Genomic DNA, 22,826 nt, shown 5'->3' with positions numbered 1-22,826 from the left:
GCGCAGGGTCGTTAAGCCTGCGCCTCACAGACGGTCTCAGACCAGGGCGACAACGCCCTCTCCTCCGTCATCGGGCCCCGAAAAACAATTGGCATGCAGGAACGTAAGCGCTCCCGGCCAAAGAGTTCGCATGGTTTGCGACTAATGCATAAAAACAAAGACCTAAAGCGCGGCGCCTGAATCCGCTTCGACGCGGCGTGCTTTGGAACGGTTCGGCTCTATAGCGTTGCCGCGCCCTTCCTCGGTTCCTTGGCGCCGAGCTTGTCGAGAGCAAGCCGAACCTGGCGCAGATCGTCCTGCCAGCCGTCATCGTCGCCCATCGGGCTCTCCGACGCCGCCCGTTGCAGCCCGCGCGCCTCGGATTCGATCTTGCGCAATTCAGCGATCTTCTGGTCGGTAGTCAGGGAGCCGTCTTCGACGATCTCCAGTACCCGCATTTCCCTGAACGTGGCCATGGCGCTTCTCCCTGCCTGATATCGACCACAACGCCGGGAAGCGGGCCCCTGTTCCGAAGACGGCCGTTCCCGCGAGAACACTCGTGGGTCATTCAGCCGGGAAAAAGGCGGGGCCGACCACACGCACTGTCCGCTGGCCGGCCTCGATCGACTGGAGCTGGGTGGCCGTCGGCGGGCCGATGCGTCGAGCCTGCGATCAATCAGGCGTTACCGGTGTCCGGCACTGAAACCTTTGCCCGTACTGCCGCGTTGAGGCGCAAAGGAGAACGCGCGATGTCGATGCATTTCACCGTATCGGAGCTGACAAGAAACCTTTTTCACTCCCTCGGGCTGGATCACGGGCGTGCCCCACGGCCGCTCAACCCCGAGCAAAACCTGTTACTGGAGTGCTATCTGGCCGGGCAGATTCCGGAATCGGCCTGGAGCGACTACGTCTTCGAGACCCCGGATCTGGCACGGCATGCCGAAGCACGGCGCCTGAGCCATTGATCTGCGGCGATCGGGGGAAACGACACCCGACCCGGTTCTCCGGTTCGACGAACACCCGTGCCGATGCCCGCTCCATGGCAGGCGTTCTTTGGGCGCTACCGCTATTGCTTGGGCGAAACGAATTGCTGCGTGAACACGTTGCCGGCAATCCCTTGCGACAGCTCCGGCGATAAACTCAGCGGCGTGCAATTCTTCACCGCCGCTATTGCCGCATCGATGAATGCCTTACGTGCCTTGTCGTCGCCCGCCACCTTGGCGGCGGTTGGTCGCGGCGGCCCTATCAGAGTGCCGTCGCGCTTGAAACTGAAACTCAGGGTTACAGTCGAATCTCCGGCACCGGCAGGCGGTGTCCAGCAGGACTGGATCGCGGTCCCGACATCGTCCATAGTGTTGAGCGTTGCGGCCGATGCATATACGACACCTGCCGACATCACACCCGCAATCACCAGTTTTGCAACACGTTTCATCGCAAGCCCTCATCGTCACGACAGTCCGGCAACCCGCCGGACTGCTGGGATCGATGGTAGAGCCGACATGGGCAATGACAATATCCCTTGCCAAAAAGTTGTTCGAAGAAAGCCGACTGCGAAGCCGCCCTGGCGCCTGGCCGATGCGAGCCATGTAGCCCGAAAAAGCAAAAAGGCCGGCACGGAGCCGACCTTTCCTTTCCGCCTCGACAACTGCGCCAGTACATCCGTGGTCGCAGGCCGAAAGCGAATTGTCCCCAGTAGACAGGCTATTGGTAAACCAAACCTTAACCTGCCTGCCGTCCCCACCCGCAAGGCTAGGAATAGATGGCCGCGATGTCCATGATTGTCGCGATAGGACGGCCTACGCGACGGCCCTGAACTCGGTTTCTGGTATCGTTCCAAGTCCGGCACACTGCGCGCATATCATGGTCTTTCCCGGGCAACCGCTTTGATGTGTCCCGTGCGGGCAGCAATACCCTTTTGAGGCACGCCATCTCGAGCAGTCGAAAACCTTTCCACCGCCATGGCAGTGCGTGCATGTCGTCCCAACAGAGGCCATTCCAAACTCTACCCGACCCAAAACCCGCGTTGCCGCGAAAGCTATCCCCGCACCGCAAGTATCAGAGATCGCAGTGCTTTCAAGCGTCGCGGCTTGACTTAAATTGGGTGGATTCGGGGTATGGGAAGCCCCGGGCTCTCGCAGGCTTTGCGCGCTCTTTCGAGGCATGCGGAGCCCATGGGGGACGGGTCCGAAACTGCAGGATTGTCTGGAGGTCAACGACAGGAACGTTGCCTGGTACGCCCAAGGGGAATCGAACCCCTGTTCCCGCCGTGAGAGGGCGGTGTCCTGACCGCTAGACGATGGGCGCGCTCAAGAAGGGGCGATATAGGCTGACGGCCGGGAAAAAGCAACTGGGGTTCGGCGGCTTTGCCGCATCGAATGAAAAGCCGCCCCCATGTTACCGTTTCGGCTGGATCAGGTCCCACAGATTGCCATGCAGATCGGCGAAAACCGCCACCATGCCATAGGCTTCGTGACGCGGCGCCTCGCGGAATTCGACGCCCTTGTCCAGCATCGCTGCATGGTCGCCGGCAAAATCGTCGGTTTCGAGGAAGAGAAAAACCCGGCCGCCGGTCTGGTTGCCGATGCTTTTCCTCTGCGTCTCGTCGGACGCCTCGGCCAGCAGCAGCCTGGCGCCCTGCCCGTCGGACGGCGCGACCGTGACCCACCGCTTGCCGCCGCCGAGATCGATATCCTCCGTCAGCGTAAAACCCAGCCGCTCGACATACCAGGCGATCGCCTCGTCATAGCTGGCGACGGCCAGCGCCACTGTCGCGACACGACGGTGTTCGGCGAAGCCGGTCATGTCCGTGGCAAATGTGTTTGCCGCATTGGCGCCTGCCTATTTGTTGCGGATCGCGAAACGGCCAATCAGGCGGCGCTCGGCGATATCATAGACGAAGATCGCACGGCTGCCGTCGGCAAGCTCGGCGTCGATCGAAAGGCGGCTGCCCGACAGTGACTGACCGACCACCCTGGCGCCAACCGGCAGCACGATGTCCCCGCTGAGCGGTTCGCCGGCGGGCACCTGGACGTCGCCGGCCAGCGGCGGGCTCACCGGCGTTGCCTTGCGTGATTTGTAGACAATCGCCGCGATCACCACCATAAGAGCCAGAAAGAGCAGGCCGAGATTGATGGCCATGAAGCGGATGAGCTTGCCGCGCAGCTTGTCGACTTCGGGGGCGAGCGGCTTTTCCTGCTCTTCATCGGCATCGGGCCGGGCCATGGCAAACATTCCGGAATGGTTTTTCGATGAGCGCTCATAGCGAAGAGGCCCCCGAATTGATAGAGGACCTGTTGATAGAGGCCGCGCCCACCTTACTGGTCGCCGGCGCGGACGCGGCCGGCCAACGCCTCGATCAGTGGCTGGCGACAGCCCTTGGCCCGGACATGTCACGCAGTCGCGTGCAGATGCTGATCAGGCAAGGCGCCGTCGTCATCGACGGCAAGCCGGTCGACGAAACCAAGCGCAAGATGCGCGCGGGCGAAAATGTGTCGGTCGCCATGCCGGAACCGGAGCCGGCGCAGCCGCAGGGCGAGAACATTGCGCTCGACGTGCTCTACGAAGACGACGAGTTGATCGTCATCAACAAGCCGGCGGGGCTCGTCGTGCACCCCGGCGCCGGCAACTGGACCGGCACGCTGGTCAATGCGCTGATTCATCATTGCGGCGACAGCCTGTCAGGCATTGGCGGGGTGCGCCGCCCGGGCATCGTCCATCGCCTCGACAAGGAGACCAGCGGCGTCATGGTGGTCGCCAAGACCGACCGTGCCCACAAGGCTCTGTCGGAGGCGTTCGCCGACCACGGCCTGACCGGCGATCTCGAGCGCGCCTACCTGGCGCTGGTCTGGGGCATACCGCAGAGGCCGACCGGCACGATCGATGCACCGCTTGGCCGCGCCTCCGACCGGGTTCGCCGCGCCGTGGTGCCGGAAGGCCGCGACGACGCACGCCACGCCGTCACCCGTTTTGCCGTGCAGGAGCGTTTCGGCGAGGGCCAGCGGGAATTCGCTGCCGCTAGCCTCGTCGAATGCCGGCTGGAAACCGGTCGCACCCACCAGATCCGCGTCCACATGGCCCATATCGGCCATCCCGTGATTGGCGACCCGGACTACGGGCTAGCCTTCCGCACCAAGGCCAATCGGCTGCCCGAACCGCTGAAACGCCAGGTCGAGGCATTTTCCCGGCAAGCTTTGCATGCATGGCTCCTTGCATTTCGGCACCCGACTACCCATCTAACGATGAGGTTCGAGGCGCCGTTACCGGGGGACATGGAGGAACTCGTCGGCGGGTTTCGCAAGCTCTGAACCTGCCATCAAAAAACCTGAGTGGCATTGTTCACTTCAGCGTGACACACTGTTTCGTGTTGAACAAAAGCCTGTCTTTTCTGGTTTTGTTCCTGTATAAGATCCGTTGTCGCGAGCGAGCCTTTTGGTGTTCGCGTCACATGCCTGCCGCGTTTCGGGGGCATCACTCCAATAGAGAGGGGGCGCTATCATGGCCCAGTCATTACCCAGTATCGTTTCCGGTGAAGGCGGCCTCAGCCGCTATCTGGAAGAAATCCGCCGCTTTCCCATGCTTCAGCCGCAGGAAGAATACATGCTCGCCAAGCGTTACGCCGAGCATGAAGACACCACGGCCGCGCACAAGCTCGTCACCAGCCACTTGAGGCTCGTCGCCAAGATCGCCATGGGCTATCGCGGCTATGGCCTGCCGATCGGCGAAGTGATCTCGGAAGGCAATGTCGGCCTCATGCAGGCCGTCAAGAAATTCGAACCCGAGCGCGGTTTCCGCCTCGCCACCTACGCCATGTGGTGGATCAAGGCCTCGATCCAGGAATACATCCTGCGCTCGTGGAGCCTGGTCAAGATGGGCACGACCGCCAACCAGAAGCGTCTGTTCTTCAATCTCCGCAAGGTGAAGGGCAAGATCCAGGCGCTGGACGATGGCGACCTCAAGCCCGACCAGATCGCCGAGATCGCCACGCGGCTGAACGTCTCCGAGGCCGAAGTGGTGTCGATGAACCGCCGCCTGTCCGGCGACGCGTCACTCAACGCGCCGATCCGGGCGACGGAAGGCGAGTCCGGCGAATGGCAGGACTGGCTAGTCGACGACCACGAAAGCCAGGAAGAGATGCTGATCGAGCAGGACGAGCTGGAAAACCGGCGCGGCATGCTGTCGGGCGCTCTGGCCGTGCTCAACGATCGCGAGCGGCGCATCTTCGAGGCGCGCCGCCTCGCCGAGGAGCCGCTGACGCTCGAGGAACTGTCGGCCGAGTTCGACATCAGCCGCGAGCGCGTGCGGCAGATCGAGGTGCGCGCCTTCGAGAAGGTGCAGGATGCGGTCAAGGCCGCCGCCAAGCGCCAGATGCAGGCGCTGCGCACGATCGAGGCACAGCCGGCGGCTTAAAGCCGGCTTCGCGCAGGAAGTAGCAGGGCGGCGTCAGGAAACTGGCGCCGCCTTTTTTTGTACGCCGCAGCCGGGACGACCGTTGCCTCAAAGCGAATCCAGCGGAAATTTGAGGTAGCGCCGGCCATTGGCTTCCGGCTCCGGCAGCCGCCCCCCATTGATGTTGACCTGCAGCGCATGCAGGATCAGCCGCGGCATCGGCAATGTGCGATCGCGCGCCTCGCGTAGCGCGACGAACTCGGCCTCTGTACGCGCGGCGACAAGATGGATGTTGGTCGCCTTCTGCGCCGCGACCGTGCTTTCCCACATCGGTTCGCGCCCGCCGGCCTGGTAATCATGGCCGACGAACAGCCGGGTTTCCTCCGGCAAGGCCAGGATGCCTTGGATCGAGCGCCACAACCGCGCGGCGCTTCCACCGGGAAAATCCGTTCTTGCCGTGCCGCTGTCGGGCATGAACAGGGTGTCGTGGATGAAGCCGGCGTCACCGATCACATAGGTGATCGATGCCAATGTATGTCCAGGCGAGAACAGCACCCTGACCGGAAGAGTTCCGATCCGGAAGGTCTCGCCCTCGGCGAACAGCCTGTCCCATTGTGAGCCGTCAGCCCGAAAGTCCGGCCAGTTATAGGTCACCTTCCACAGTGCCTGGACGTCGACGACCCTGTCGCCGATGGCCATCGGCGCGCCGGTCCTCTGTTTCAGGTAATGCGCCGCCGAGAAATGGTCGGCGTGGGGATGGGTATCGAGGATCCACTCGAGCTCCAGCCCGTTTTCCCCAATGAAATCGAGCAAGCTATCCGCGCTCATCGTACTCGTCGCGCCGGATTTTTCATCAAAGTCGAGGATCGGATCGATAATGGCGCATCGCTTCGTCGCCGGGTCAGCGACGACATACTGGATGGCCCCGGTCGGCTTGTCATAAAAGCCGCTGACCTGCGGCTTCGCCAAAGTTATCTGCACGCCCGGCTTCCCCAGACCTAGCCGGCAGGAACGATTTTCTCCGCCGGAACCCACCGTGAGCATGGTTGTCCGCCCCGACGAACCAGTCAAGCATGACTTGGTTCACAGGAGCGGAAAACGCCGGAAACCATTCCGGCGTGCTGGCTCAGGCGGAGGGCTGCTTGGTCTTCCTGAGATAGGGCAGGATGGTCTCGTAGGCGCCGAAGCGCTTGATCGCATCCTCGTTGGAAACGGCGGCGGTGATGATGACGTCCTCACCCTGTTTCCAGTTCGCTGGCGTCGCCACTTGATGCTTGGCGGTGAGCTGCATGGAATCGACCGCCCGCAGGATCTCGTCGAAGTTGCGCCCCGTGGTCATCGGGTAGGTAAGCACCAGCTTGATCTTCTTGTCCGGCCCGATGACGTAGACCGAGCGCACGGTGGCGTTGTCGGCGGGTGTGCGGCCTTCCGAAGTTTCGCCGGCACCGCCTGGCAGCATGTCATAAAGCTTGGCGACCTTGAGATCCTTGTCGCCGATCAGCGGGTAATGCACCGAATGGCCGGTCGCCGTCTTGATGTCGTCCTGCCATTTGCCATGGCTTTCGACCGGGTCGACCGAAATGCCGATGATCTTGACGTTGCGCTTCTTGAACTCGCCCTCGAGCCCGGCCATCGTGCCAAGCTCGGTCGTGCAGACCGGCGTGAAATTCTTCGGATGGCTGAACAGGATCGCCCAGCCGTCGCCGATCCAGTCATGGAATTTGATGGCTCCCTGCGTGGTCTCGGCGGTGAAGTCCGGCGCGATATCGTTGATACGAAGACTCATGACCTATCCCTACCCCTTGTGAATGTGGCCGGATCTTCGCCGCCCGGCGCCCGGCACCTGATCGTAGCACCGCAGCGCGACTGATTAAACGCTGGAGATGACGGCCATTCACTCGATGGGCAAAAATTTTTCCCCACACGCGGGATCAGGCCAAAAATACGTCGTGGTATCGGGCATGAGACAAGCGGCAGGGATCAGCGAAGACGCCTCAGGCCTTGTTGATTGCCAGCGTCGCCGACAAATCTTCCATACGCTGCGCCAGGGCGCCGAGCGCGCTGGTCAGCACGCTGTCGCTCTTGTCGGCCTTGGTCAGCGCCTCGTCGCGCGTCTTGCGCAAGGTCAGCACTTCGCTTTCCATGCCCTTGACGCGCTTCTGCAGCTCGGAAAGCTCGTCCATCACCATGATGCCGGCCATGACGGTCAGCCGCTGGTCGCCGATCTCGCCGAAGGAATCCTTCAGGTGCGAGACATAGCGGTCGAAACGCTCGGCGAGATCAATCAGATGCTCTTCCTGGCCCTCGTCGCAGGCCATGCGGTACTGCTTGCCGTCGATTGAAACCGTGACCTGTGCCATCGGGCCAGCTCCTATCTGTCCAACACGGCGCGGATGGTTTCCATCGCGGTCACCAGCCGTCGCGACACTTCCTTGTTGGCGTCTTCCAGCCGTTCGGCGCGCGCTTCGGAATTGTCGAGTTCCTGCGCCAACCGCGAGCGGTCGGCATTCATCCGCTGTACTTCGGCCTCGGCTTCCGAATAGTCGCGTTCATGCTCGAGCTTGGCCGCGACGGCGTTTTCCAGCCCTTCGATGGCCTTGCTCAGCCTGGCGATCACTTCCTTGAGCGTGGTTTCCCCGGTCATGGCTTCGTCCTGTGCCCTGCCCATCACCGAATCGTTCGCGTTCAGAACGCGTTATCCCGGAAACATTAGGCACCGGGTGAAGGCAACGTCAATAAAGCTCTCGCGACTGTCCCCCGCTAACGCTAAAGTAGGTCCACCGCCGACATCACAAGACCGGCAAATCTGCACCCGATTTGTTGACTAAAAGCCCGCGCCTGCTATGTGTCGCGCACCCTTTTCAAGGGCTCTCCCAAGCCCCCAAACCCCCACCCTGGAGGTACCATGACGTCGCGTGAACAACATGACCGGATGGCCAATGCGATCCGTTTTCTCTCCATGGATGCCGTCGAGAAGGCGAATTCCGGCCATCCCGGCCTGCCCATGGGCTGCGCCGACATTGCCACGGTGCTGTTCACCCGCTTCCTGAAATACGATCCCAAGGCCCCGCATTGGGCCGACCGTGACCGCTTCATCCTGTCGGCGGGCCATGGTTCGATGCTGCTCTATTCGTTGCTGCACCTGACCGGCTACGAAGACATGACCATCGACCAGATCAAGCACTTCCGCCAGTTGGGCTCGAAAACCGCCGGCCACCCCGAATATGGCCACGCCACCGGCATCGAGACCACGACCGGCCCGCTGGGCCAGGGCCTCGCCAATTCGGTCGGCTTCGCGCTCGGCGAGCGCATCATGAACGCCGCCTTCGGCAACGACCTTGTCGACCACTACACCTATGTGCTGGCCGGCGACGGCTGCCTGATGGAAGGTGTTTCCCAGGAAGCCATCGCCCTTGCCGGTCACCTCAAGCTCAACAAGCTGATTGTCTTCTGGGACAACAACAACATCTCGATCGACGGTCCGGTGTCGCTCGCCGACAACACCGACCAGGTCGCGCGCTTCCAGGCCTCCGGCTGGAACGCCAGCCACATCGACGGCACCGATCCGGAAGCGATCGCCTATGCCATCGAGGCCGCCCGCCATTCCGACAAGCCGACGATGATCGCCTGCAAGACGACCATCGGCTTCGGTGCCCCGACCAAGGCCGGCACCAACAAGGCGCACGGCTCGCCGCTCGGCCCAGATGAGATCGCTGGCGCGCGCAAGTTCTTCAACTGGGACTCGCCGCCCTTCGAGATCCCGGCTGACATTCTCGACGCCTGGCGCACCGCCGGCAAGGCCGGCGTCAAGGCGCGCACGGACTGGGAAGGCCGCCTGGCCAAGGCCGATCCAAAGCTGAAGGCCGAGTTCGAGCGCCGCACCAGTGGCAAGCTGCCGGCGAATTTCGACGCCGTCATCGCCGACTACAAGAAGAAGCTTTCAGCCGACAAGCCGAAGATCGCGACCCGCAAATCGTCGGAAATGGCGCTGGAAGTCATCAATGGCGCGGTGCCGGAAACCATCGGCGGCTCGGCCGACCTGACCGGCTCCAACAACACCAAGACCAGCCAGACCAAGAACATCACGCCGGACGATTACGGCCAGCGCTATGTCCATTACGGCATCCGCGAACACGGCATGGCTGCCGCGATCAATGGCCTGACGCTGCATGGCGGCCTCATTGCCTATGGCGGCACCTTCCTGTGCTTCTCCGACTATGCCCGCCCCTCGATGCGGCTTGCCTCGCTGATGGGTATCCGCTCGATCTTCGTCATGACCCATGATTCCATCGGTCTGGGCGAAGACGGGCCGACCCACCAGCCGGTCGAGCACATGGCGGCCCTGCGCGCCATTCCCAACCACAATGTGTTCCGTCCGGCCGACGCGGTGGAAACCGCCGAATGCTGGCAGATCGCGCTCGAATCCGAAAAGACGCCGTCGACCCTGGCGCTGACCCGCCAGAACCTGCCGACGGTGCGCACCGAGTTCACCGAAAAGAACCTGAGCAGCCAGGGGGCCTATGAACTCGCCGCCGCCAGCGGCGAGGCCGCCGTGACGATCTTCGCCACCGGTTCCGAGGTCGAGATCGCGCTTGGCGCACGCGACCTTCTGGAAAAACATGGCCACCCGACCCGTGTCGTCTCGGTGCCTTGCTTCGAACTGTTCGACAAGCAGACCGACACCTATCGCAAGAAGACGATCGGCGACGCACCGATCAAGATGGCGATCGAGGCCGGCATCCGCCAGGGCTGGGATCATCTCATCGGCTCGGACGGCATCTTCATCGGCATGACCGGCTTCGGTGCGAGCGGTACGATCGAACAGCTTTATCCGCATTTCGGCATCACCGCCGAGGCGGCCGCCAAGGCGGCGGAAGCCCGCCTGCACGGCAGATGAGGCCCGGGCATGTCGCCCAAAAGTGTGTCGCGGTCTTGAGATAACGACATGCACGAAACAAAATACCCGGCGAGATCGCGTGAAAAGCGGTTTTGCCAGGCTGGCCCAACCTAATCGATTTAAATCCAGCCCGCTGCGGCTGGATTCTTTGCCCGTCCGCCGCTATGAAGCTGCGGATCAATCGTCTGCCCTCCAGCTCCCCGGGAGAGAAAAATGACTGTCAGAGTTGCCATCAACGGATTTGGCCGCATCGGCCGCAACATCCTGCGCGCCATCCATGAGTCCGGCCGCAAGGATATCGATGTCGTCGCCGTCAACGATCTCGGTCCGGTCGAGACCAACGCCCACCTGCTGCGCTTTGACAGCGTGCACGGCCGCTTTCCGCATGAAGTGTCGGTCGACGGCGACCAGATCAGCGTCGGCAAGGAGAAGTTCAAGGTCACCGCGATCAAGGATCCGACGCAGCTGCCGTGGAAGGAACTCGGCATCGACATCGCGCTCGAATGCACCGGCATCTTCACCGCCCGCGACAAGGCCGCCGCGCACCTGACCGCCGGCGCCAAGCGCGTGCTGGTCTCGGCGCCCGCCGACGGCGCTGACTTGACCGTCGTCTACGGCATCAACCACGACAAGCTGACCAAGGACCACATCGTCATCTCGAATGCGTCCTGCACCACCAACTGCCTGGCGCCGCTGGCGGCCGTCCTGCATGAGACGGTCGGCATCGAAAAGGGCATGATGACGACGATCCATTCCTACACGGGCGACCAGCCGACGCTGGACACCATGCACAAGGATCTCTACCGCGCCCGCGCCGCCGCACTGTCGCAGATCCCGACCTCGACCGGTGCCGCCAAGGCGATCGGCCTCGTCCTGCCCGACCTCAAGGGCAAGCTCGACGGCATCTCGATCCGCGTGCCGACGCCGAACGTCTCGGTCGTCGACTTCAAGTTCATCGCCAAGCGCTCGACCACGGTCCAGGAAATCAACGAGGCGGTCATCGCCGCCTCCAACGGCAGGCTGAAGGGCATTCTCGGCGTCACCCATCACCCGAACGTGTCGATCGACTTCAACCACGATCCGCGCTCCTCGATCATGGCGCTCGACCAGACCAAGGTGATGGACGGCAACTTCGTTTCGGTGCTGTCCTGGTACGACAATGAATGGGGCTTTTCCAACCGCATGGGCGACACCGCGGTCGCTTTCGGCAAGACCATCGCCTGATCGAAGATCGATCTTCCCGACACTCGAAACGCCCGGCCTCGTCCGGGCGTTTTCATTTGCCGGAGCAGCAACGCGAAAATCGGCGGCGCCGGGCAAAAAACCACCCTCCCGCCTTGCACTGGTCACGCCTTCGCCCCACTCTGCCGTGAAGCCAGGAGGCAGAGGAATTCGAGGGGCAAATCACGGATGGAGCATGCGATCTATCTCGTTACGCTGGTCGGCACGGCGCTTGTTGTCGCCGCGGCGTTTTCGAGCCTGATCGCCTTTCGCTTCGGCGCCCCGCTCCTGCTCCTGTTTCTGTGCATCGGGCTCGCCACCGGAACCGACGGGCTCGGCATCCAGTTCGACAATGCCCGCATCGCTTATTTTGCCGGCTCACTGGCGCTCGCCGTCATCCTGTTCGATTCCGGTTTCGGCACGCCGCTCAACGCCCTGCGGCAGGCGGCAGGACCAGCCCTGTCGCTGGCGACCTTCGGCGTCCTTCTCACCACCGGCCTGTTCGGCGCCGCCGCCTACTACCTGCTCGACCTCAGCTGGCTGGAATCCTTCCTGCTTGGCGCAGCCGTCGCCTCGACCGACGCGGCGGCGGTGTTCTTCCTGCTGCGCGCCGGCGAGATCAATCTGCGCGAGCGCGTGCGCTCCACGCTTGAGGTGGAATCGGGCACCAATGATCCGATCGCCATCTTCCTGACCATCACGCTGGTCGAGATCATCGCCGCCCACGCCAACCCCGAAGCCAATGTCCTGGTCACCAATCTCATCCTCGGCTTCCTCATCAACATGGGGCTTGGCGCGATCGTCGGCGTGCTCGGCGGCCTCGCCATCGTGCGCCTTGTCGACCGGCTCAACCTCGACCATGGCCTGCTGCCGATCTTCGTGCTGACCCTGTCCTTGATGGTCTTTGCCGCCGCCGGTGCCATCGGCGGCTCCGGCTTCCTGGCGGTCTATATCGCCGGGCTCATCGCCGGCAATTCCGACATCCGCGCTGTCACCATCCTCAAGCGCTTCCAGGACGGCATGTCGTGGCTGGCGCAGATCATCATGTTCCTCATCCTCGGCCTGTTCGCGACGCCCTCGCAGTTCCCGGCGATCATGGTGCCTGCGATAGCGCTTGGCCTGTTCCTGATGTTCGTCGCCCGTCCTGTCGCGGTTTGGCTCTGCCTGGTCCCGTTCCGCCTGCCGCGTCCCGAAGTCGCCTTCGTCTCCTGGGTCGGCCTGCGCGGCGCCGTGTCCATCCTGCTCGCCATCACACCGCTGCTCGGCGGGCTGGAAAACGGCCGCACCATCTTCAACGCCGCCTTCATCATCGTTCTGGTGTCCCTGGTCATCCAGGGCTGGACCGTCGGCCCGCTGGCGCGGCGCCTCGGCCTAATCGTGCCGGCCCGGCTCGGACCGCTGGACAAGGTCGAACTGGAACTGCCCGGCTCCGCGCATCACGAACTCCTTGCCTATCGTGTGGCGCCGGGCAGTCCGGTGGCGCGCGGCGAACGCATCCCGCGATGGGCGCGGCCCTCGCTGGTGCTGCGTGACGGCCGCTCGATGCGTTTCCAGGACATGGGCCGGCTCGCCGCCGGCGATCAAGTCTACATCTTCGTGCCCGATCGCTATCCCCGCCTGCTCGACAAGCTGTTCGCCAGCCGCGCCGTCGTCGACCCGGAGGATGCCGATTTCTTCGGCGCCTTCGCCGTCGATCCGGCACGGTCCGCCGCCGAACTGGAAGCAGCCTATGCGCCCGGTCTCAGCGAGGCCGAGCAGAAACAGACCGTCGGTGCGCTGGTCACGGCGCGGCTCGGCGGCCATGCCGAATATGCGGACCGCGTGCTGCTTGGTCCGATCGAGCTGATTGTGCGCGACGTCGACGACAAGGGCAAAATCACCGGGCTCGGCCTGTCCTTCGAGCCGACCGCGCCGGTGGCGCGCGTGCCTGTCTTCCTGAGCGCCGGCGAGATCGGCGACCGTCTCGCCGCCTTTATCCGCAGCTGGCGCAAGCCGGCTGAGGCGCGGGGGGCAACACAGGCGGATGACGCCCCTGAGCCCCCGGTCGAGAAAGCGTCGGCCGAAAGCTGAGGCGGGCGACCGTTTGCCCGCTGACATAGGCCGGGCGGTCTTCACGGACTATGTCCCCGTCCGCCTCAAAATTTCGCACCCGGCCCCAGCCAAAGCCTTGCATCGTCATTGATGCGAGGTATGGTCCCGGCGATTTCAGACGAAAGGGAACCGGCATGGCTGTCTTCAAGACACTGGACGATATCGGCAACATCAGCGGCAAGCGCGTGCTGGTGCGCGTCGACCTCAACGTTCCCGTCGCTGAGGGCAAGGTCACCGACGCCACCCGCATTGAACGCATCGCGCCGACCATCGCCGAATTGTCCGGCAAGGGCGCCAAGGTCATCCTGCTCGCCCATTTCGGTCGGCCCAAGGATGGTCCCTCGCCTGAATTCTCGCTGGAGCCGATCGCCAGGGCGACGGCTGAGGTGCTCGGCCGTCCCGTTGGATTCGCCTCCGACTGCATCGGCGACACGGCAGGCAGCGCTGTCGCCGCAATGGACAAGGGCGACGTGCTGCTCCTGGAAAACACCCGCTTCTACAAGGCCGAAGAGAAGAACGATCCCGCTTTTACCGAACGGCTCGCCGCCAATGGCGACATCTTCGTCAACGATGCCTTTTCCGCCGCCCACCGCGCCCATTCGTCGACTGAAGGGCTGGCGCACCTCTTGCCCTCCTTCGCCGGCCGCACCATGCAGGCCGAACTCGAGGCGCTGGAGAAGGGCCTGGGCAACCCGGTCCGTCCGGTCGTTGCCATCGTCGGCGGCGCCAAGGTCTCGACGAAGATCGACCTGTTGATGAACCTGGTGAAGAAGGTTGATGCGCTGGTCATCGGCGGCGGCATGGCCAACACCTTCCTCGCCGCGCGCGGCACCGATGTCGGCAAGTCGCTGTGCGAGCACGACCTGGCTCCGACCGCCAAGCAGATCATGATCGAAGCGGCGGAGGCCGGCTGCGCCATCATCCTGCCGGTCGACGGCGTCGTCGCCAAGGAATTCAAGGCGGGTGCGGCCTGCGAGACCATCGCCATCTCCGACGTGCCGGCCGATGGCATGATCCTCGATGTCGGCGCCAAGACCGTGACGATGATCGGCGAGTGGATCGACCGCGCCGCGACGCTTGTCTGGAACGGACCGCTCGGCGCCTTCGAGATCGAGCCGTTCGATCACGCCACGGTGGCGGCGGCCAAGCATGCGGCGGCGCGCACAAAGGCGGGCAAGCTGGTTTCGGTCGCCGGCGGCGGCGATACCGTGGCTGCATTGAACCACGCCGGTGTCGCCGACGACTTCACCTATGTCTCGACCGCCGGCGGCGCCTTCCTGGAATGGATGGAAGGCAAGCCATTGCCCGGCGTGGACGTGCTGAAGCGCTGAGGGCACCACGGCTCACCGGCAATTCGATCAACTCGAAGGGAGCTGGCGGCAGCGCCGGCCATTTTCGCTCGATTCGAGCTTTCCGGCGTCATTCCTTTGGCGGTAGTGTCCTGCTGGCCGATACCAACCGGTTAGGAGAAGCATGATGAGCGAACGTCTCGAAGACATTGCCGCCGCGATTGTGGCCAACGGCAAGGGCCTGCTGGCCGCCGATGAAAGCTCCGGCACGATCAAGAAGCGCTTCGACGTCATCGGCGTCGAATCTACCCCCGACAGCCGCCGCGACTACCGCGAGATGATGTTCCGCGCCAAGGACGCGATGGCCAAATACATTTCCGGCGTCATCCTCTATGACGAGACCATTCGCCAGAAGGCCGCCGACGGCACGCCGCTGGTCGACATCATCAAGGCGGCGGGCGCAATTCCAGGCATCAAGGTCGATGCCGGCGCCAAGCCGCTGGCCGGCTTTCCCGGCGACACCATTACCGAAGGCCTCGACGGCTTGCGCGAGCGGCTTGCCGACTATTACAAGCTCGGCGCCCGCTTCGCCAAATGGCGCGCGGTGATCGACATCGACACCGGCAAGGGCGTGCCTTCGGTCAATTCGATCAACTCGAACACCCATGCGCTTGCCCGCTATGCCGCACTTTGCCAGGAGGCCGGCATCGTGCCGATCGTCGAGCCCGAAGTGCTGATGGACGGCGCTCACGACATCGACACTTGTTTTGAGGTCTCCAAGGCGACGCTGATAAAACTCTATGACGAGCTCCACGCTGCCGGTGTCGTCCTCGAAGGCACGATCCTGAAGCCCAACATGGTGCTTTCTGGCAAGAAGTCGGGCACGGTGGACAGTCCTGAGCAAGTCGCGGAGAAGACGATAAAGCTGTTCCGCGAGACGGTGCCGGCCGCGGTGCCGGGCATTGCCTTCCTCTCCGGCGGCCAGGATGACGAGGAAGCGACCGCCAACCTCAATGCCATCAACGCCATCGGCCCGCATCCGTGGAAGCTGACCTTCTCCTATGGCCGCGCGCTGCAGGCCGCCCCGCAGAAGGCATGGAGCGGCAAGGCCTCGAACATCGCCGCCGGCCAGGCCGCCTTCACCCACCGCGCCCACATGAACCACCTGGCGGCACTTGGGAAATGGAAGGCGAGCCTGGAACAGGCTGCCTGAAGCCCCTGCTATCCGTCCCTTCGAACCCGGGCAGACGTGCCCGGGTTTTGTTTGGCGCACCGGCCTTGGGTCAAGGCATTCGAATTCTTATTTTCTCTGAGCATTCCTGACAGCGGCGATGTCGGGGCGAGCCCATCCCGTACGTCCTTGGGGTGCAGACAGGGAGAAGTTCATGCATCGCAACAAGGTCGTTTCGCGCGAAGAATGGTTCGAGGCTCATAAGGCACATCTGGCCCGCGAGAAGGAACTGACGCGGCTTCGCGAGCGCGTCGCGGCCGAGCGGCGCGAACTCCCCTGGTTGAAAATTCGCAAGGACTACGTCTTCGAGACCGAAAGGGGGCCGAAGAAACTTGCCGATCTGTTTGGCGCCAACAGCCAGCTGATCGTCTACCATTTCATGTTCGGGCCGGGCTGCGTCAATCATTGCGAAGGCTGCTCCTTTCTTGCCGATCATATCGACGGTGCCAACCAGCACCTCATGCACCACGACGTATCGCTGGTAGTGATCTCGCGCGCGCCGCTGGACGAGCTTGTAGCCTACAGGCAGCGCATGGGCTGGAAGTTCGACTGGGTGTCGTCCTATGCGTCGGATTTCAACTTCGACATGCAGGTCTCCTTCACCGACAGGCAGATCGCGGCTGGCGACACCACCTACAACTTCGAGACCCGACCCCGGACATCGAAGGAGCTTCCGGGCGCCAGCGTTTTCTACAGGGACGAGAACGGCGATATCTTCCTGACCTTCGTTTCGCGTGCCCGTGGCGGCGAACAACTGATCGGCGCCTACCACTATCTGGACCTGACGCCGAAGGGCCGGGGTGAGACCGGCCTCTACCGCAACCTGATGGATTGGGTGCGGCTGCATGACGAATATGCAGGCGAGCCGCAAGCGGAGCACGATTGCCACGATGGCTGACCAGCAAAAGTGCGGAGCGCCTTCGGAATTGCGTAAAACAAAGGGGTAGAGCGTTCGAGGCGATCCTGTTTTCGCCGGAGATGCTCGTTCACCTCTCTCGCGACATGCGTTAGATGCTGGTCGCAAACCAGTTCAATGGACCAGCGATGCGACGCTTTCCGACCTTCCTCACCTGGCTCGCCTTCCCGATCTATGTCTGGCAGGGCTTGGGTGTCCGCCGCCGCACCTCGCGCATGCTGCCGGCGCGGGGACCGGTCATGCACGAGATCTCGGGCCAGGCTCCGGCGATCTCGCTGTTGGTGCTGGGCGATTCCTCCGCCGCCTCGGTCGGCATCGGCAATTCCGAAAACGGGCTTGCCGCGCAGCTTGCCGTCATGATTGCACAGCGCACCGGCGGCGCTGTGCGCTGGCGTGCCGCCGGCTTCAATTCGGCGACATCTGGTCAGATCCGCGACCATGTCCTGCCCAATCTGTCGGCTGATCCGTGGACGCATATCGTGCTCGCCATCGGCACCAACGACACCAAGAATTTTCATTCCGTGCCGCGCTTCAAGAAGGAGTTCGGCGGCCTCCTCTACGCGCTGCGCGCCAAATGGCCGGAGGCGCGCGTGGTATGGTCGCCGGTGCTGGAGTTCACGCGTGCACCAGCCATGCCATCGCTGCTCGGCAAGATCCTCGAGATCCGCGCCACCGCGATGAACCGGATGGGCGAGCGCCTCTGCCTGGAGCGCGGCGCGGTGCCGGCGCCGCGCCTGCCGATCACCAACCCCGAGGCCGGTTTTGCTTCCGACGGGTTTCATGCCTCGGAGGCCGGCTACCGGGCCTGGGCGGAACATCTCGTCGGCCCAGTGCTTGCCGGCTGAAGAGCGACCGCAGCTGTCGCCAGGCCCTATGTCAAGTGCCCGAGCACGGCCGCCAGTGAGATCGCCGCCATGGCGAGCAATGCCAATTTCCAGAAATCGCCGCGGCGCCTGAGCCCCGGCCAGCCGAGCGGCTTGATGAGCTGGATGACCATGAACCCGACGATGACAAGGGCGAGGAGTTTCGTCATGCTGCCTTTGACCAGCAACGCTTGCGCCTGTCAAAGCGGTTCGTTCGGTCTCCGGGAAAGAAAAGGCGCCGCGAACCCGAAGCGGAACGCGACGCACGCCTTGACCGCGCAGCAATCTACTTCAGCGGCTTGAGGCCAGCCTCGATCGATGCGCGTTTTGCCTCCAGGAACGGCGGCAGGGCAAGGCTTTCGCCCAGCGTCTCCAGCGGCTCGTCGGCGGTGAACCCTGGCCCGTCGGTGGCAATCTCGAATAGGATGCCGTTCGGCTCACGGAAATAGAGCGAGCGGAAGTAGTAGCGCTCGACCTCGCCGCTTGACGGCAGCCGGAATTCCGCCAGGCGCGCCGTCCACTGATGCAGCGTCTCCTCGTCTGGCGCCCTGAAGGCGACATGGTGAACCGCACCGGCGCCTTGCCTTGCGGGTGCCAGCCCGGGCTGCACGGCCACATGAAGCTCCGCCGCCGGCCCGCCCGCGCCCATTTCGAAGACGTGGACCTGGCCCTCGCCATCAGGCGAGGCATAGTCGCGGACCTTGCGCATGTTCATCACCCCGGCCAGCACCGCCTCGGTGTTGGTGATGTCGGGAACACTGATAACGATCGGCCCCAGTCCGCGGATCTGATGCTCGGCCGGCACCGGGCTTTGCGCCCAGGGATGGCTGCCGCCCTTGCCGCCATCGCTGACGAGCCGCAGGCGCTGGCCTTCGGGGTCCTCGAAATCCAGTGACTTGTAGCCGCCGATATCGGCAATCTCTCCTGTCACGATGCCCTCGCTGGCAAGGTGCTGCTTCCACCAGCCAAGGCTCTCCTGGCTGCCGACCCTGAGGCTGGTCCGCGCGATGCTGTGTGTGCCGCGTCGTTCGCGGCCGATCGGCCAGTCGAAGAAGGTGAGGTCGGTACCCGGCGTTGCCTCGCCGTCGGCGTAAAAGAGGTGGTAGGCCGAGGTATCGTCCTGGTTCACTGTCTTCTTGACCAGCCGCAGCCCCAGCACCTTCGTGTAGAAGTGAAGATTGCCGGGCGCATTGGCGGTGATGGCGGTCAGGTGGTGAATTCCTGTCAGTTGCAAGCTCATGGTGGTCTCCCTGTTTTTGGGGAAGAATTTTCTCCTTTCATATCAGAACTCCGGTCACTTCGCTGAAGGCCGCCTATCCCGACAGTTCGTCGCCAAGCTATGAACAATACTGCCTCGATTAACCCTTCCTTAGTGAACAATCCGCGCTCGCGCGACCCGTCACGACAAGAACGGAACAGTCGCCACACGACCTGCCATCCTCCTGACAGACTGCTGTCAGGAGGGGTGTGCGATAGTGTCTCCGGTTAGAGAGAGGAGATTGGTCATGAACGGTTTTACCATTCTGCGCGGCATGCAGCATTATGTCGGCAAGATCCGCACGATGCGCAACGAGATCCGGACCCAGCGGTTCATGAACGCGCTGCCCGCAGACATTCGCAAGGATATCGGCTGGCCGGACATGTATGCCGAGCGTCGACATCACGGCAATTGAGACGAAAATTTTCAACGCAGCGGTTGGATGCTCACGCGTCAGCACCCAGATATCAAGTCCGGCGCGCGAGGGATGGAGCGAGCTCATGTCCGATCAGAAGACAATCGGCTTTCTGTTCATCGAAGGTTTTGCCGACTGGGAATATGGGCTGCTGGCGGCCTCGGCGGTCGAATGGTTCGGCGCTCGCGCCGTGTCGCTGACGCCCGACGGCAAGCCGGTGACCGGAATCAGCGGTTTTAAGCTGACGCCAGACCGCTCGGCCAGCATCAATGAGAATACCGATCTCGATGCCGTGGCCGTCATCGGTTCCGACCACTGGGCGGGCAAGACGCCGCCGGATGCTGCCGAACTGCTGATGGCTGTCGCATCGCGCGGCGGTGTCGCTGGTGGCATCTGTGCGGGAACGCTGGCGCTGGCCCGAGCCGGCATGTTCGAGAACGCCAGACATACCAGCAATGGCCGTGACTGGATCAGCCGTCACGAGTCCGGCTATGCAGGCGACGGCAATTATCAGGATGTGCCACATGCCGTGGCCGACGGCAAAATCGTGTCCGCGCCAGGTTCGGCGCCCGGCACTTTCGCCCTTGCCTTCCTGCAGACGCTCTACCCGGAAAAAGGCAGCGAACTCGCGCGGATGCGGACGCTGTTCGCCAAGGAGTATGCTGAAGCCTCCTGACAGTATGCTGTCAAGAGGTGCGTGCGATGGTGGGACAATGCGCATGGCCGGCCAAGGACGATCGATGAAACACTGGAACGACAGGCTGAACGCGCCTGGCATCAACGGCGTGAAGCCAACGCCGCGCACGGTAGGGGACGTTATCGAAGGCCAGCCCATGCTGGTGCCGACCGCGCGCCAGGTCGACGATTTCATCCGCTCCATCCCCGAAGGCGTCGATATGGACGTTCTCGCGCTGCGCACGGCCCTTGCCATCGAGCATGGCGCCGAAGTGACATGCCCGGTCACCATGGGCTATCATCCGCGCACGGTCGCCGAGGCTGCCAAGGAGGATCTCGAGCGCGGCATGACGCTCAGCGACGTCGCTCCCTTCTGGCGCGTTCTCGATGCGAAGACGCCGACAACGAGGAAACTGTCCTTCGGCGCGGAATTCGTCGCCGCGCAGCGCAAGCGCGAAGGGCTGAAGCCGTAATGCATGTCATGTGGAAGTGGATCCGGTCAGGGAGCCACGGCATGCATGGGAAAAACACTGGGGAAGCAAACGATGCGCCGCGCCGACAGGCTCTTTCAAATCGTGCAGCATCTGCGTGGTGGCCGCCTTGTCACCGCCCAGAAGCTCGGCACATGGCTCGAGGTTTCCGAGCGAACCATTTACCGCGACATAGCCGACCTGCAGTCGACCGGAGTGCCGATCGACGGCGAGGCTGGCGTTGGCTATATGATGAGGGAGGGTTTCGACCTTCCGCCGCTGATGTTCACGCGTGACGAGATCGTGGCGCTGGTAGCCGGCGCCCGCATGGTGCGCGCCTTTGGCGGCGCCGCCATGGCGCGGGCCGCCGACGAAGCACTGGTCAAGATCGGTGCCGTGCTGCCCGATGCCGAGAAAGACCGCATCGCCCGCACCGAGATCCACACGCCGATGTGGGTGGTCAGCGATGCCGCCCGCGAGGCGATCGACCTGATCGAGCGCGCGGTCGAAAAGCGCCAGGTGCTGACCATCGACTACTCGGACGAAGCCGGCCGCGGTACCGCGCGCGATATCAGGCCGCTCGGCCTGTGGTTCTGGGGCAAGGTGTGGACGCTGGTCGCCTGGTGCGAGATGCGCGATGATTTCCGCGCCTTCCGCATCGACCGCATTGCCTCCGTGGTCATCGCCGGCCGGATCTTCAAGCCGGAGCGCGGCAAGCAGCTTGCCGATTTTTACCGGGCGGTGGAGCGCAGCGAGGACTACGGCATGGCGCCCGACCGCGCGGCGCGAAGCTGAGACTTGCCGGGCCGCACAAAATAGCCCGCTCGAAGCGGGCTATTTTGTTGCGTTGGCGAAAAGTCTATTCCTCGTCGTCCGTATCGGTGTCCTTCGACTTCAGCGCCGACAGCTTGGCGAAGACGGCGTTTGCATCGAGCTCCGCGTCCTCGTCCTTCGGCTTCTCCGGTGCAGGCACCAACCGCTCGGTCAATGCCGCCGGCAGCAGCGTGTCGCCGACCGGCTGCGCCTGCTCGCGGCCGCGCGAGGCGCGGTTGACTTCCATGTCGAGGTCGATCTGCGAGGCGAGACCCAGCGTCACCGGGTCCATCGGCTGCAGATTGGCCGAATTCCAGTGCTTGCGTTCGCGGATCTGCTCGATCGTCGACTTGGTGGTGCCGACGAGGCGCGAAATCTGCGCGTCCTTCAGTTCGGGATGATTGCGCACCAGCCACAGGATGGCGTTCGGCCGGTCCTGACGTTTCGACAGCGGCGTATAGCGCGGACCCTTGCGCTTGGATTCGGGTACCCGCACCTTGGGGTCGGAAAGCTTCAGGCGCTGGTTCGGATCCTTCTCGGCGCGCGCGATCTCGTCGCGGGTCAGCTGGCCGGTCATGATCGGATCCATGCCCTTGATGCCTTGCGCTGATTCTCCGTCGGCGATCGCCTTGACCTCGAGCGGATGCAGCCCGCAGAACTGCGCGATCTGCTCAAAGGAAAGCGCGGTGTTGTCGACCAGCCAGACGGCGGTCGCCTTGGGCATAAGCAGCGTATTGGCCATGTGCAAATCCTTCTCGTTCGCCCGCGTTCCCGCGCGGGCGGTGGTTTAGAGCCACCAAAATGGGAAATTCGCGGCCTGTATAACTGCTCTCAGGTCGTTTCGCAACGTTTTTGGAAGAGCTGGGAACGACGTGGCCAACCAAGGCACGCGGTGAGGCTAACGTTTGCCACGGCGGTCCAAACCCTGCCGCCGCATTTGCCGCGGATCGCCATGGCATATCACGCCGAAGCCGAGATGAATCCAATCCCCCCCAAAAGACAAAACCCGCCGGACAGGGTCCAGCGGGTTTGGAACCGGCGACGACAAGCGTCTGCGGCGGCTCTGCATTGCGACCGTGCCTTGCGGCGGGTCGCGCTTGCAATCAGATCGCCTGACGGGCGATCCGCTCGATGTCGCCGCGGTTGATGCCGAGGTCGCTGAGCTGACGGGCGTTGAGGCGGTTCAGTTCGCGAACGGTCTCGTTGTACATGCGCCAGTTACGGAAAGCACGGATCGGGTTCATGGTAGTCCTCCTGAATTGGGTTCGTTTCGATGATGCTCAAATAGTGATCATCGGGCGGGACTTGAACAGCCGATTTTGC

26 protein-coding genes and 1 tRNA gene are annotated in these 22,826 nt (G+C 63.3%); 14 read left to right on the top strand and 13 right to left on the bottom strand.

Annotation, left to right across the window (positions count from 1 at the left end; genetic code table 11):
* Positions 1 to 218: 218 nt before the first annotated feature.
* Positions 219 to 455 carry a hypothetical protein gene (locus tag LB555_RS25985; RefSeq protein WP_015315381.1) on the bottom strand — a complete coding sequence of 79 codons (237 nt, stop codon included), beginning with the start codon at positions 453 to 455 and terminating at the stop codon, positions 219 to 221.
* 273 nt (positions 456 to 728) lie between these two features.
* On the opposite strand from LB555_RS25985, the gene LB555_RS25980 reads away from it, so the two are divergent.
* Complete coding sequence (locus tag LB555_RS25980; protein ID WP_140720378.1) at positions 729 to 944, top strand: hypothetical protein; 216 nt, start codon at positions 729 to 731, stop codon at positions 942 to 944.
* 101 nt (positions 945 to 1,045) lie between these two features.
* Here LB555_RS25980 and LB555_RS25975 read toward each other — a convergent pair whose 3' ends face one another.
* The 4 genes from LB555_RS25975 to LB555_RS25960 form a co-directional block, all read right to left on the bottom strand.
* A complete protein-coding gene (locus tag LB555_RS25975; protein ID WP_224684097.1) occupies positions 1,046 to 1,411 on the bottom strand; it encodes a hypothetical protein in 366 nt (121 codons plus the stop codon).
* Between the two features lie 797 nt (positions 1,412 to 2,208).
* Positions 2,209 to 2,283: transfer RNA gene (locus tag LB555_RS25970), tRNA-Glu, on the bottom strand.
* Between the two features lie 90 nt (positions 2,284 to 2,373).
* A complete protein-coding gene (locus tag LB555_RS25965) occupies positions 2,374 to 2,781 on the bottom strand; it encodes a VOC family protein (RefSeq protein WP_224684096.1) in 408 nt (135 codons plus the stop codon).
* Between the two features lie 36 nt (positions 2,782 to 2,817).
* Complete coding sequence (locus LB555_RS25960) at positions 2,818 to 3,201, bottom strand: fimbrial protein (protein WP_140616707.1); 384 nt, start codon at positions 3,199 to 3,201, stop codon at positions 2,818 to 2,820.
* Positions 3,202 to 3,227: 26 nt separating this feature from the next.
* Here LB555_RS25960 and LB555_RS25955 point away from each other — a divergent pair, with 26 nt between their 5' ends.
* Positions 3,228 to 4,283: an RluA family pseudouridine synthase gene (locus LB555_RS25955; RefSeq protein ID WP_224684095.1), complete on the top strand. Its 1,056-nt coding sequence runs from the start codon at positions 3,228 to 3,230 to the stop codon at positions 4,281 to 4,283.
* Between the two features lie 190 nt (positions 4,284 to 4,473).
* Positions 4,474 to 5,385: an RNA polymerase sigma factor RpoH gene (gene rpoH, locus LB555_RS25950; protein WP_015315375.1), complete on the top strand. Its 912-nt coding sequence runs from the start codon at positions 4,474 to 4,476 to the stop codon at positions 5,383 to 5,385.
* Positions 5,386 to 5,472: 87 nt separating this feature from the next.
* On the opposite strand, the gene LB555_RS25945 is transcribed toward rpoH, so the two are convergent.
* From LB555_RS25945 to LB555_RS25930, 4 genes are all read right to left on the bottom strand, one after another.
* The gene (locus tag LB555_RS25945) at positions 5,473 to 6,345 is read right to left on the bottom strand and encodes an MBL fold metallo-hydrolase (protein ID WP_224684094.1); all 873 of its coding nucleotides are present in this window, start codon (positions 6,343 to 6,345) and stop codon (positions 5,473 to 5,475) included.
* Positions 6,346 to 6,490: 145 nt separating this feature from the next.
* A complete protein-coding gene (locus LB555_RS25940) occupies positions 6,491 to 7,150 on the bottom strand; it encodes a peroxiredoxin (RefSeq protein ID WP_015315373.1) in 660 nt (219 codons plus the stop codon).
* Between the two features lie 208 nt (positions 7,151 to 7,358).
* The gene (locus LB555_RS25935) at positions 7,359 to 7,724 is read right to left on the bottom strand and encodes a cell division protein ZapA (RefSeq protein ID WP_015315372.1); all 366 of its coding nucleotides are present in this window, start codon (positions 7,722 to 7,724) and stop codon (positions 7,359 to 7,361) included.
* Positions 7,725 to 7,735: 11 nt separating this feature from the next.
* Positions 7,736 to 8,008, bottom strand: a complete 273-nt coding sequence (locus LB555_RS25930; RefSeq protein ID WP_015315371.1) for a DUF4164 domain-containing protein — start codon at positions 8,006 to 8,008, stop codon at positions 7,736 to 7,738.
* Positions 8,009 to 8,269: 261 nt separating this feature from the next.
* Between LB555_RS25930 and tkt the strand changes: the two genes are divergently transcribed.
* The 7 genes from tkt (at position 8,270) to LB555_RS25895 (ending at position 17,854) form a co-directional block, all read left to right on the top strand.
* The gene (gene tkt, locus LB555_RS25925; RefSeq protein ID WP_224684093.1) at positions 8,270 to 10,261 is read left to right on the top strand and encodes a transketolase; all 1,992 of its coding nucleotides are present in this window, start codon (positions 8,270 to 8,272) and stop codon (positions 10,259 to 10,261) included.
* A 213-nt stretch (positions 10,262 to 10,474) separates the two neighbouring features.
* On the top strand, positions 10,475 to 11,485 hold the full coding sequence (gap, locus tag LB555_RS25920) for a type I glyceraldehyde-3-phosphate dehydrogenase (protein ID WP_224684092.1): 1,011 nt from the start codon (positions 10,475 to 10,477) through the stop codon (positions 11,483 to 11,485).
* 186 nt (positions 11,486 to 11,671) lie between these two features.
* Complete coding sequence (locus tag LB555_RS25915; RefSeq protein WP_140720087.1) at positions 11,672 to 13,552, top strand: potassium/proton antiporter; 1,881 nt, start codon at positions 11,672 to 11,674, stop codon at positions 13,550 to 13,552.
* A gap of 155 nt (positions 13,553 to 13,707) precedes the next feature.
* Positions 13,708 to 14,904, top strand: a complete 1,197-nt coding sequence (locus tag LB555_RS25910; protein WP_224684091.1) for a phosphoglycerate kinase — start codon at positions 13,708 to 13,710, stop codon at positions 14,902 to 14,904.
* Positions 14,905 to 15,049: 145 nt separating this feature from the next.
* Entirely contained in the window at positions 15,050 to 16,075 is a 1,026-nt protein-coding gene (locus LB555_RS25905; protein ID WP_015315366.1) for a class I fructose-bisphosphate aldolase, read from the top strand.
* A gap of 172 nt (positions 16,076 to 16,247) precedes the next feature.
* A complete protein-coding gene (locus tag LB555_RS25900; protein WP_015315365.1) occupies positions 16,248 to 16,991 on the top strand; it encodes a DUF899 domain-containing protein in 744 nt (247 codons plus the stop codon).
* A gap of 146 nt (positions 16,992 to 17,137) precedes the next feature.
* Entirely contained in the window at positions 17,138 to 17,854 is a 717-nt protein-coding gene (locus tag LB555_RS25895) for an SGNH/GDSL hydrolase family protein (RefSeq protein WP_015315364.1), read from the top strand.
* Positions 17,855 to 17,880: 26 nt separating this feature from the next.
* Here the strand turns inward: LB555_RS25895 and LB555_RS25890 are convergent, their stop codons facing one another.
* Both LB555_RS25890 and LB555_RS25885 read right to left on the bottom strand, forming a co-directional pair.
* Complete coding sequence (locus tag LB555_RS25890; RefSeq protein ID WP_015315363.1) at positions 17,881 to 18,042, bottom strand: hypothetical protein; 162 nt, start codon at positions 18,040 to 18,042, stop codon at positions 17,881 to 17,883.
* A 116-nt stretch (positions 18,043 to 18,158) separates the two neighbouring features.
* Positions 18,159 to 19,112, bottom strand: coding sequence for a ring-cleaving dioxygenase (locus tag LB555_RS25885; RefSeq protein WP_140663007.1), 954 nt, complete (start codon positions 19,110 to 19,112; stop codon positions 18,159 to 18,161).
* Between the two features lie 265 nt (positions 19,113 to 19,377).
* Here LB555_RS25885 and LB555_RS25880 point away from each other — a divergent pair, with 265 nt between their 5' ends.
* The 4 genes from LB555_RS25880 to LB555_RS25865 all read left to right on the top strand — a co-directional run bounded on the left by LB555_RS25880 (position 19,378) and on the right by LB555_RS25865 (position 21,485).
* A complete protein-coding gene (locus LB555_RS25880; RefSeq protein ID WP_015315361.1) occupies positions 19,378 to 19,545 on the top strand; it encodes a hypothetical protein in 168 nt (55 codons plus the stop codon).
* Between the two features lie 85 nt (positions 19,546 to 19,630).
* The gene (locus tag LB555_RS25875) at positions 19,631 to 20,221 is read left to right on the top strand and encodes a DJ-1/PfpI family protein (protein WP_224684090.1); all 591 of its coding nucleotides are present in this window, start codon (positions 19,631 to 19,633) and stop codon (positions 20,219 to 20,221) included.
* A gap of 64 nt (positions 20,222 to 20,285) precedes the next feature.
* The gene (locus tag LB555_RS25870; RefSeq protein WP_224684089.1) at positions 20,286 to 20,693 is read left to right on the top strand and encodes a hypothetical protein; all 408 of its coding nucleotides are present in this window, start codon (positions 20,286 to 20,288) and stop codon (positions 20,691 to 20,693) included.
* A 72-nt stretch (positions 20,694 to 20,765) separates the two neighbouring features.
* Positions 20,766 to 21,485, top strand: coding sequence for a helix-turn-helix transcriptional regulator (locus LB555_RS25865; RefSeq protein ID WP_013529238.1), 720 nt, complete (start codon positions 20,766 to 20,768; stop codon positions 21,483 to 21,485).
* Between the two features lie 64 nt (positions 21,486 to 21,549).
* Here LB555_RS25865 and LB555_RS25860 read toward each other — a convergent pair whose 3' ends face one another.
* On the bottom strand, positions 21,550 to 22,245 hold the full coding sequence (locus LB555_RS25860) for a DUF1013 domain-containing protein (protein ID WP_015315358.1): 696 nt from the start codon (positions 22,243 to 22,245) through the stop codon (positions 21,550 to 21,552).
* A gap of 361 nt (positions 22,246 to 22,606) precedes the next feature.
* Positions 22,607 to 22,747 carry a DUF1127 domain-containing protein gene (locus tag LB555_RS25855; protein ID WP_013892619.1) on the bottom strand — a complete coding sequence of 47 codons (141 nt, stop codon included), beginning with the start codon at positions 22,745 to 22,747 and terminating at the stop codon, positions 22,607 to 22,609.
* Positions 22,748 to 22,826 lie beyond the last annotated feature (79 nt).

Source organism: Mesorhizobium sp. BR-1-1-10 (genome assembly GCF_020165595.1).
Classification (GTDB): Bacteria; Pseudomonadota; Alphaproteobacteria; order Rhizobiales; family Rhizobiaceae; genus Mesorhizobium; species Mesorhizobium australicum.
The sequence above is the reverse complement of the archived record's forward strand: the minus strand, read 5'-3'. Positions and strand labels throughout refer to the sequence as shown.

Excerpts from the sequence above, each read along its gene's own strand:
- LB555_RS25875 (WP_224684090.1), top strand. The coding sequence starts at position 19,631 with ATGTCCGATCAGAAGACAATCGGCTTTCTGTTCATCGAAGGTTTTGCC.
- LB555_RS25905 (WP_015315366.1), top strand. The coding sequence starts at position 15,050 with ATGAGCGAACGTCTCGAAGACATTGCCGCCGCGATTGTGGCCAACGGC.
- LB555_RS25860 (WP_015315358.1), bottom strand. The coding sequence starts at position 22,245 with ATGGCCAATACGCTGCTTATGCCCAAGGCGACCGCCGTCTGGCTGGTC.
- LB555_RS25940 (WP_015315373.1), bottom strand. The coding sequence starts at position 7,150 with ATGAGTCTTCGTATCAACGATATCGCGCCGGACTTCACCGCCGAGACC.
- LB555_RS25910 (WP_224684091.1), top strand. The coding sequence starts at position 13,708 with ATGGCTGTCTTCAAGACACTGGACGATATCGGCAACATCAGCGGCAAG.
- rpoH (WP_015315375.1), top strand. The coding sequence starts at position 4,474 with ATGGCCCAGTCATTACCCAGTATCGTTTCCGGTGAAGGCGGCCTCAGC.
- LB555_RS25980 (WP_140720378.1), top strand. The coding sequence starts at position 729 with ATGTCGATGCATTTCACCGTATCGGAGCTGACAAGAAACCTTTTTCAC.
- LB555_RS25895 (WP_015315364.1), top strand. The coding sequence starts at position 17,138 with ATGCGACGCTTTCCGACCTTCCTCACCTGGCTCGCCTTCCCGATCTAT.
- LB555_RS25915 (WP_140720087.1), top strand. The coding sequence starts at position 11,672 with ATGGAGCATGCGATCTATCTCGTTACGCTGGTCGGCACGGCGCTTGTT.
- LB555_RS25960 (WP_140616707.1), bottom strand. The coding sequence starts at position 3,201 with ATGGCCCGGCCCGATGCCGATGAAGAGCAGGAAAAGCCGCTCGCCCCC.
- tkt (WP_224684093.1), top strand. The coding sequence starts at position 8,270 with ATGACGTCGCGTGAACAACATGACCGGATGGCCAATGCGATCCGTTTT.
- LB555_RS25930 (WP_015315371.1), bottom strand. The coding sequence starts at position 8,008 with ATGACCGGGGAAACCACGCTCAAGGAAGTGATCGCCAGGCTGAGCAAG.
- LB555_RS25935 (WP_015315372.1), bottom strand. The coding sequence starts at position 7,724 with ATGGCACAGGTCACGGTTTCAATCGACGGCAAGCAGTACCGCATGGCC.
- LB555_RS25900 (WP_015315365.1), top strand. The coding sequence starts at position 16,248 with ATGCATCGCAACAAGGTCGTTTCGCGCGAAGAATGGTTCGAGGCTCAT.
- LB555_RS25890 (WP_015315363.1), bottom strand. The coding sequence starts at position 18,042 with ATGACGAAACTCCTCGCCCTTGTCATCGTCGGGTTCATGGTCATCCAG.
- LB555_RS25955 (WP_224684095.1), top strand. The coding sequence starts at position 3,228 with ATGAGCGCTCATAGCGAAGAGGCCCCCGAATTGATAGAGGACCTGTTG.
- LB555_RS25885 (WP_140663007.1), bottom strand. The coding sequence starts at position 19,112 with ATGAGCTTGCAACTGACAGGAATTCACCACCTGACCGCCATCACCGCC.
- LB555_RS25865 (WP_013529238.1), top strand. The coding sequence starts at position 20,766 with ATGCGCCGCGCCGACAGGCTCTTTCAAATCGTGCAGCATCTGCGTGGT.
- gap (WP_224684092.1), top strand. The coding sequence starts at position 10,475 with ATGACTGTCAGAGTTGCCATCAACGGATTTGGCCGCATCGGCCGCAAC.
- LB555_RS25985 (WP_015315381.1), bottom strand. The coding sequence starts at position 455 with ATGGCCACGTTCAGGGAAATGCGGGTACTGGAGATCGTCGAAGACGGC.
- LB555_RS25855 (WP_013892619.1), bottom strand. The coding sequence starts at position 22,747 with ATGAACCCGATCCGTGCTTTCCGTAACTGGCGCATGTACAACGAGACC.
- LB555_RS25975 (WP_224684097.1), bottom strand. The coding sequence starts at position 1,411 with ATGAAACGTGTTGCAAAACTGGTGATTGCGGGTGTGATGTCGGCAGGT.
- LB555_RS25880 (WP_015315361.1), top strand. The coding sequence starts at position 19,378 with ATGAACGGTTTTACCATTCTGCGCGGCATGCAGCATTATGTCGGCAAG.
- LB555_RS25870 (WP_224684089.1), top strand. The coding sequence starts at position 20,286 with ATGAAACACTGGAACGACAGGCTGAACGCGCCTGGCATCAACGGCGTG.
- LB555_RS25965 (WP_224684096.1), bottom strand. The coding sequence starts at position 2,781 with ATGACCGGCTTCGCCGAACACCGTCGTGTCGCGACAGTGGCGCTGGCC.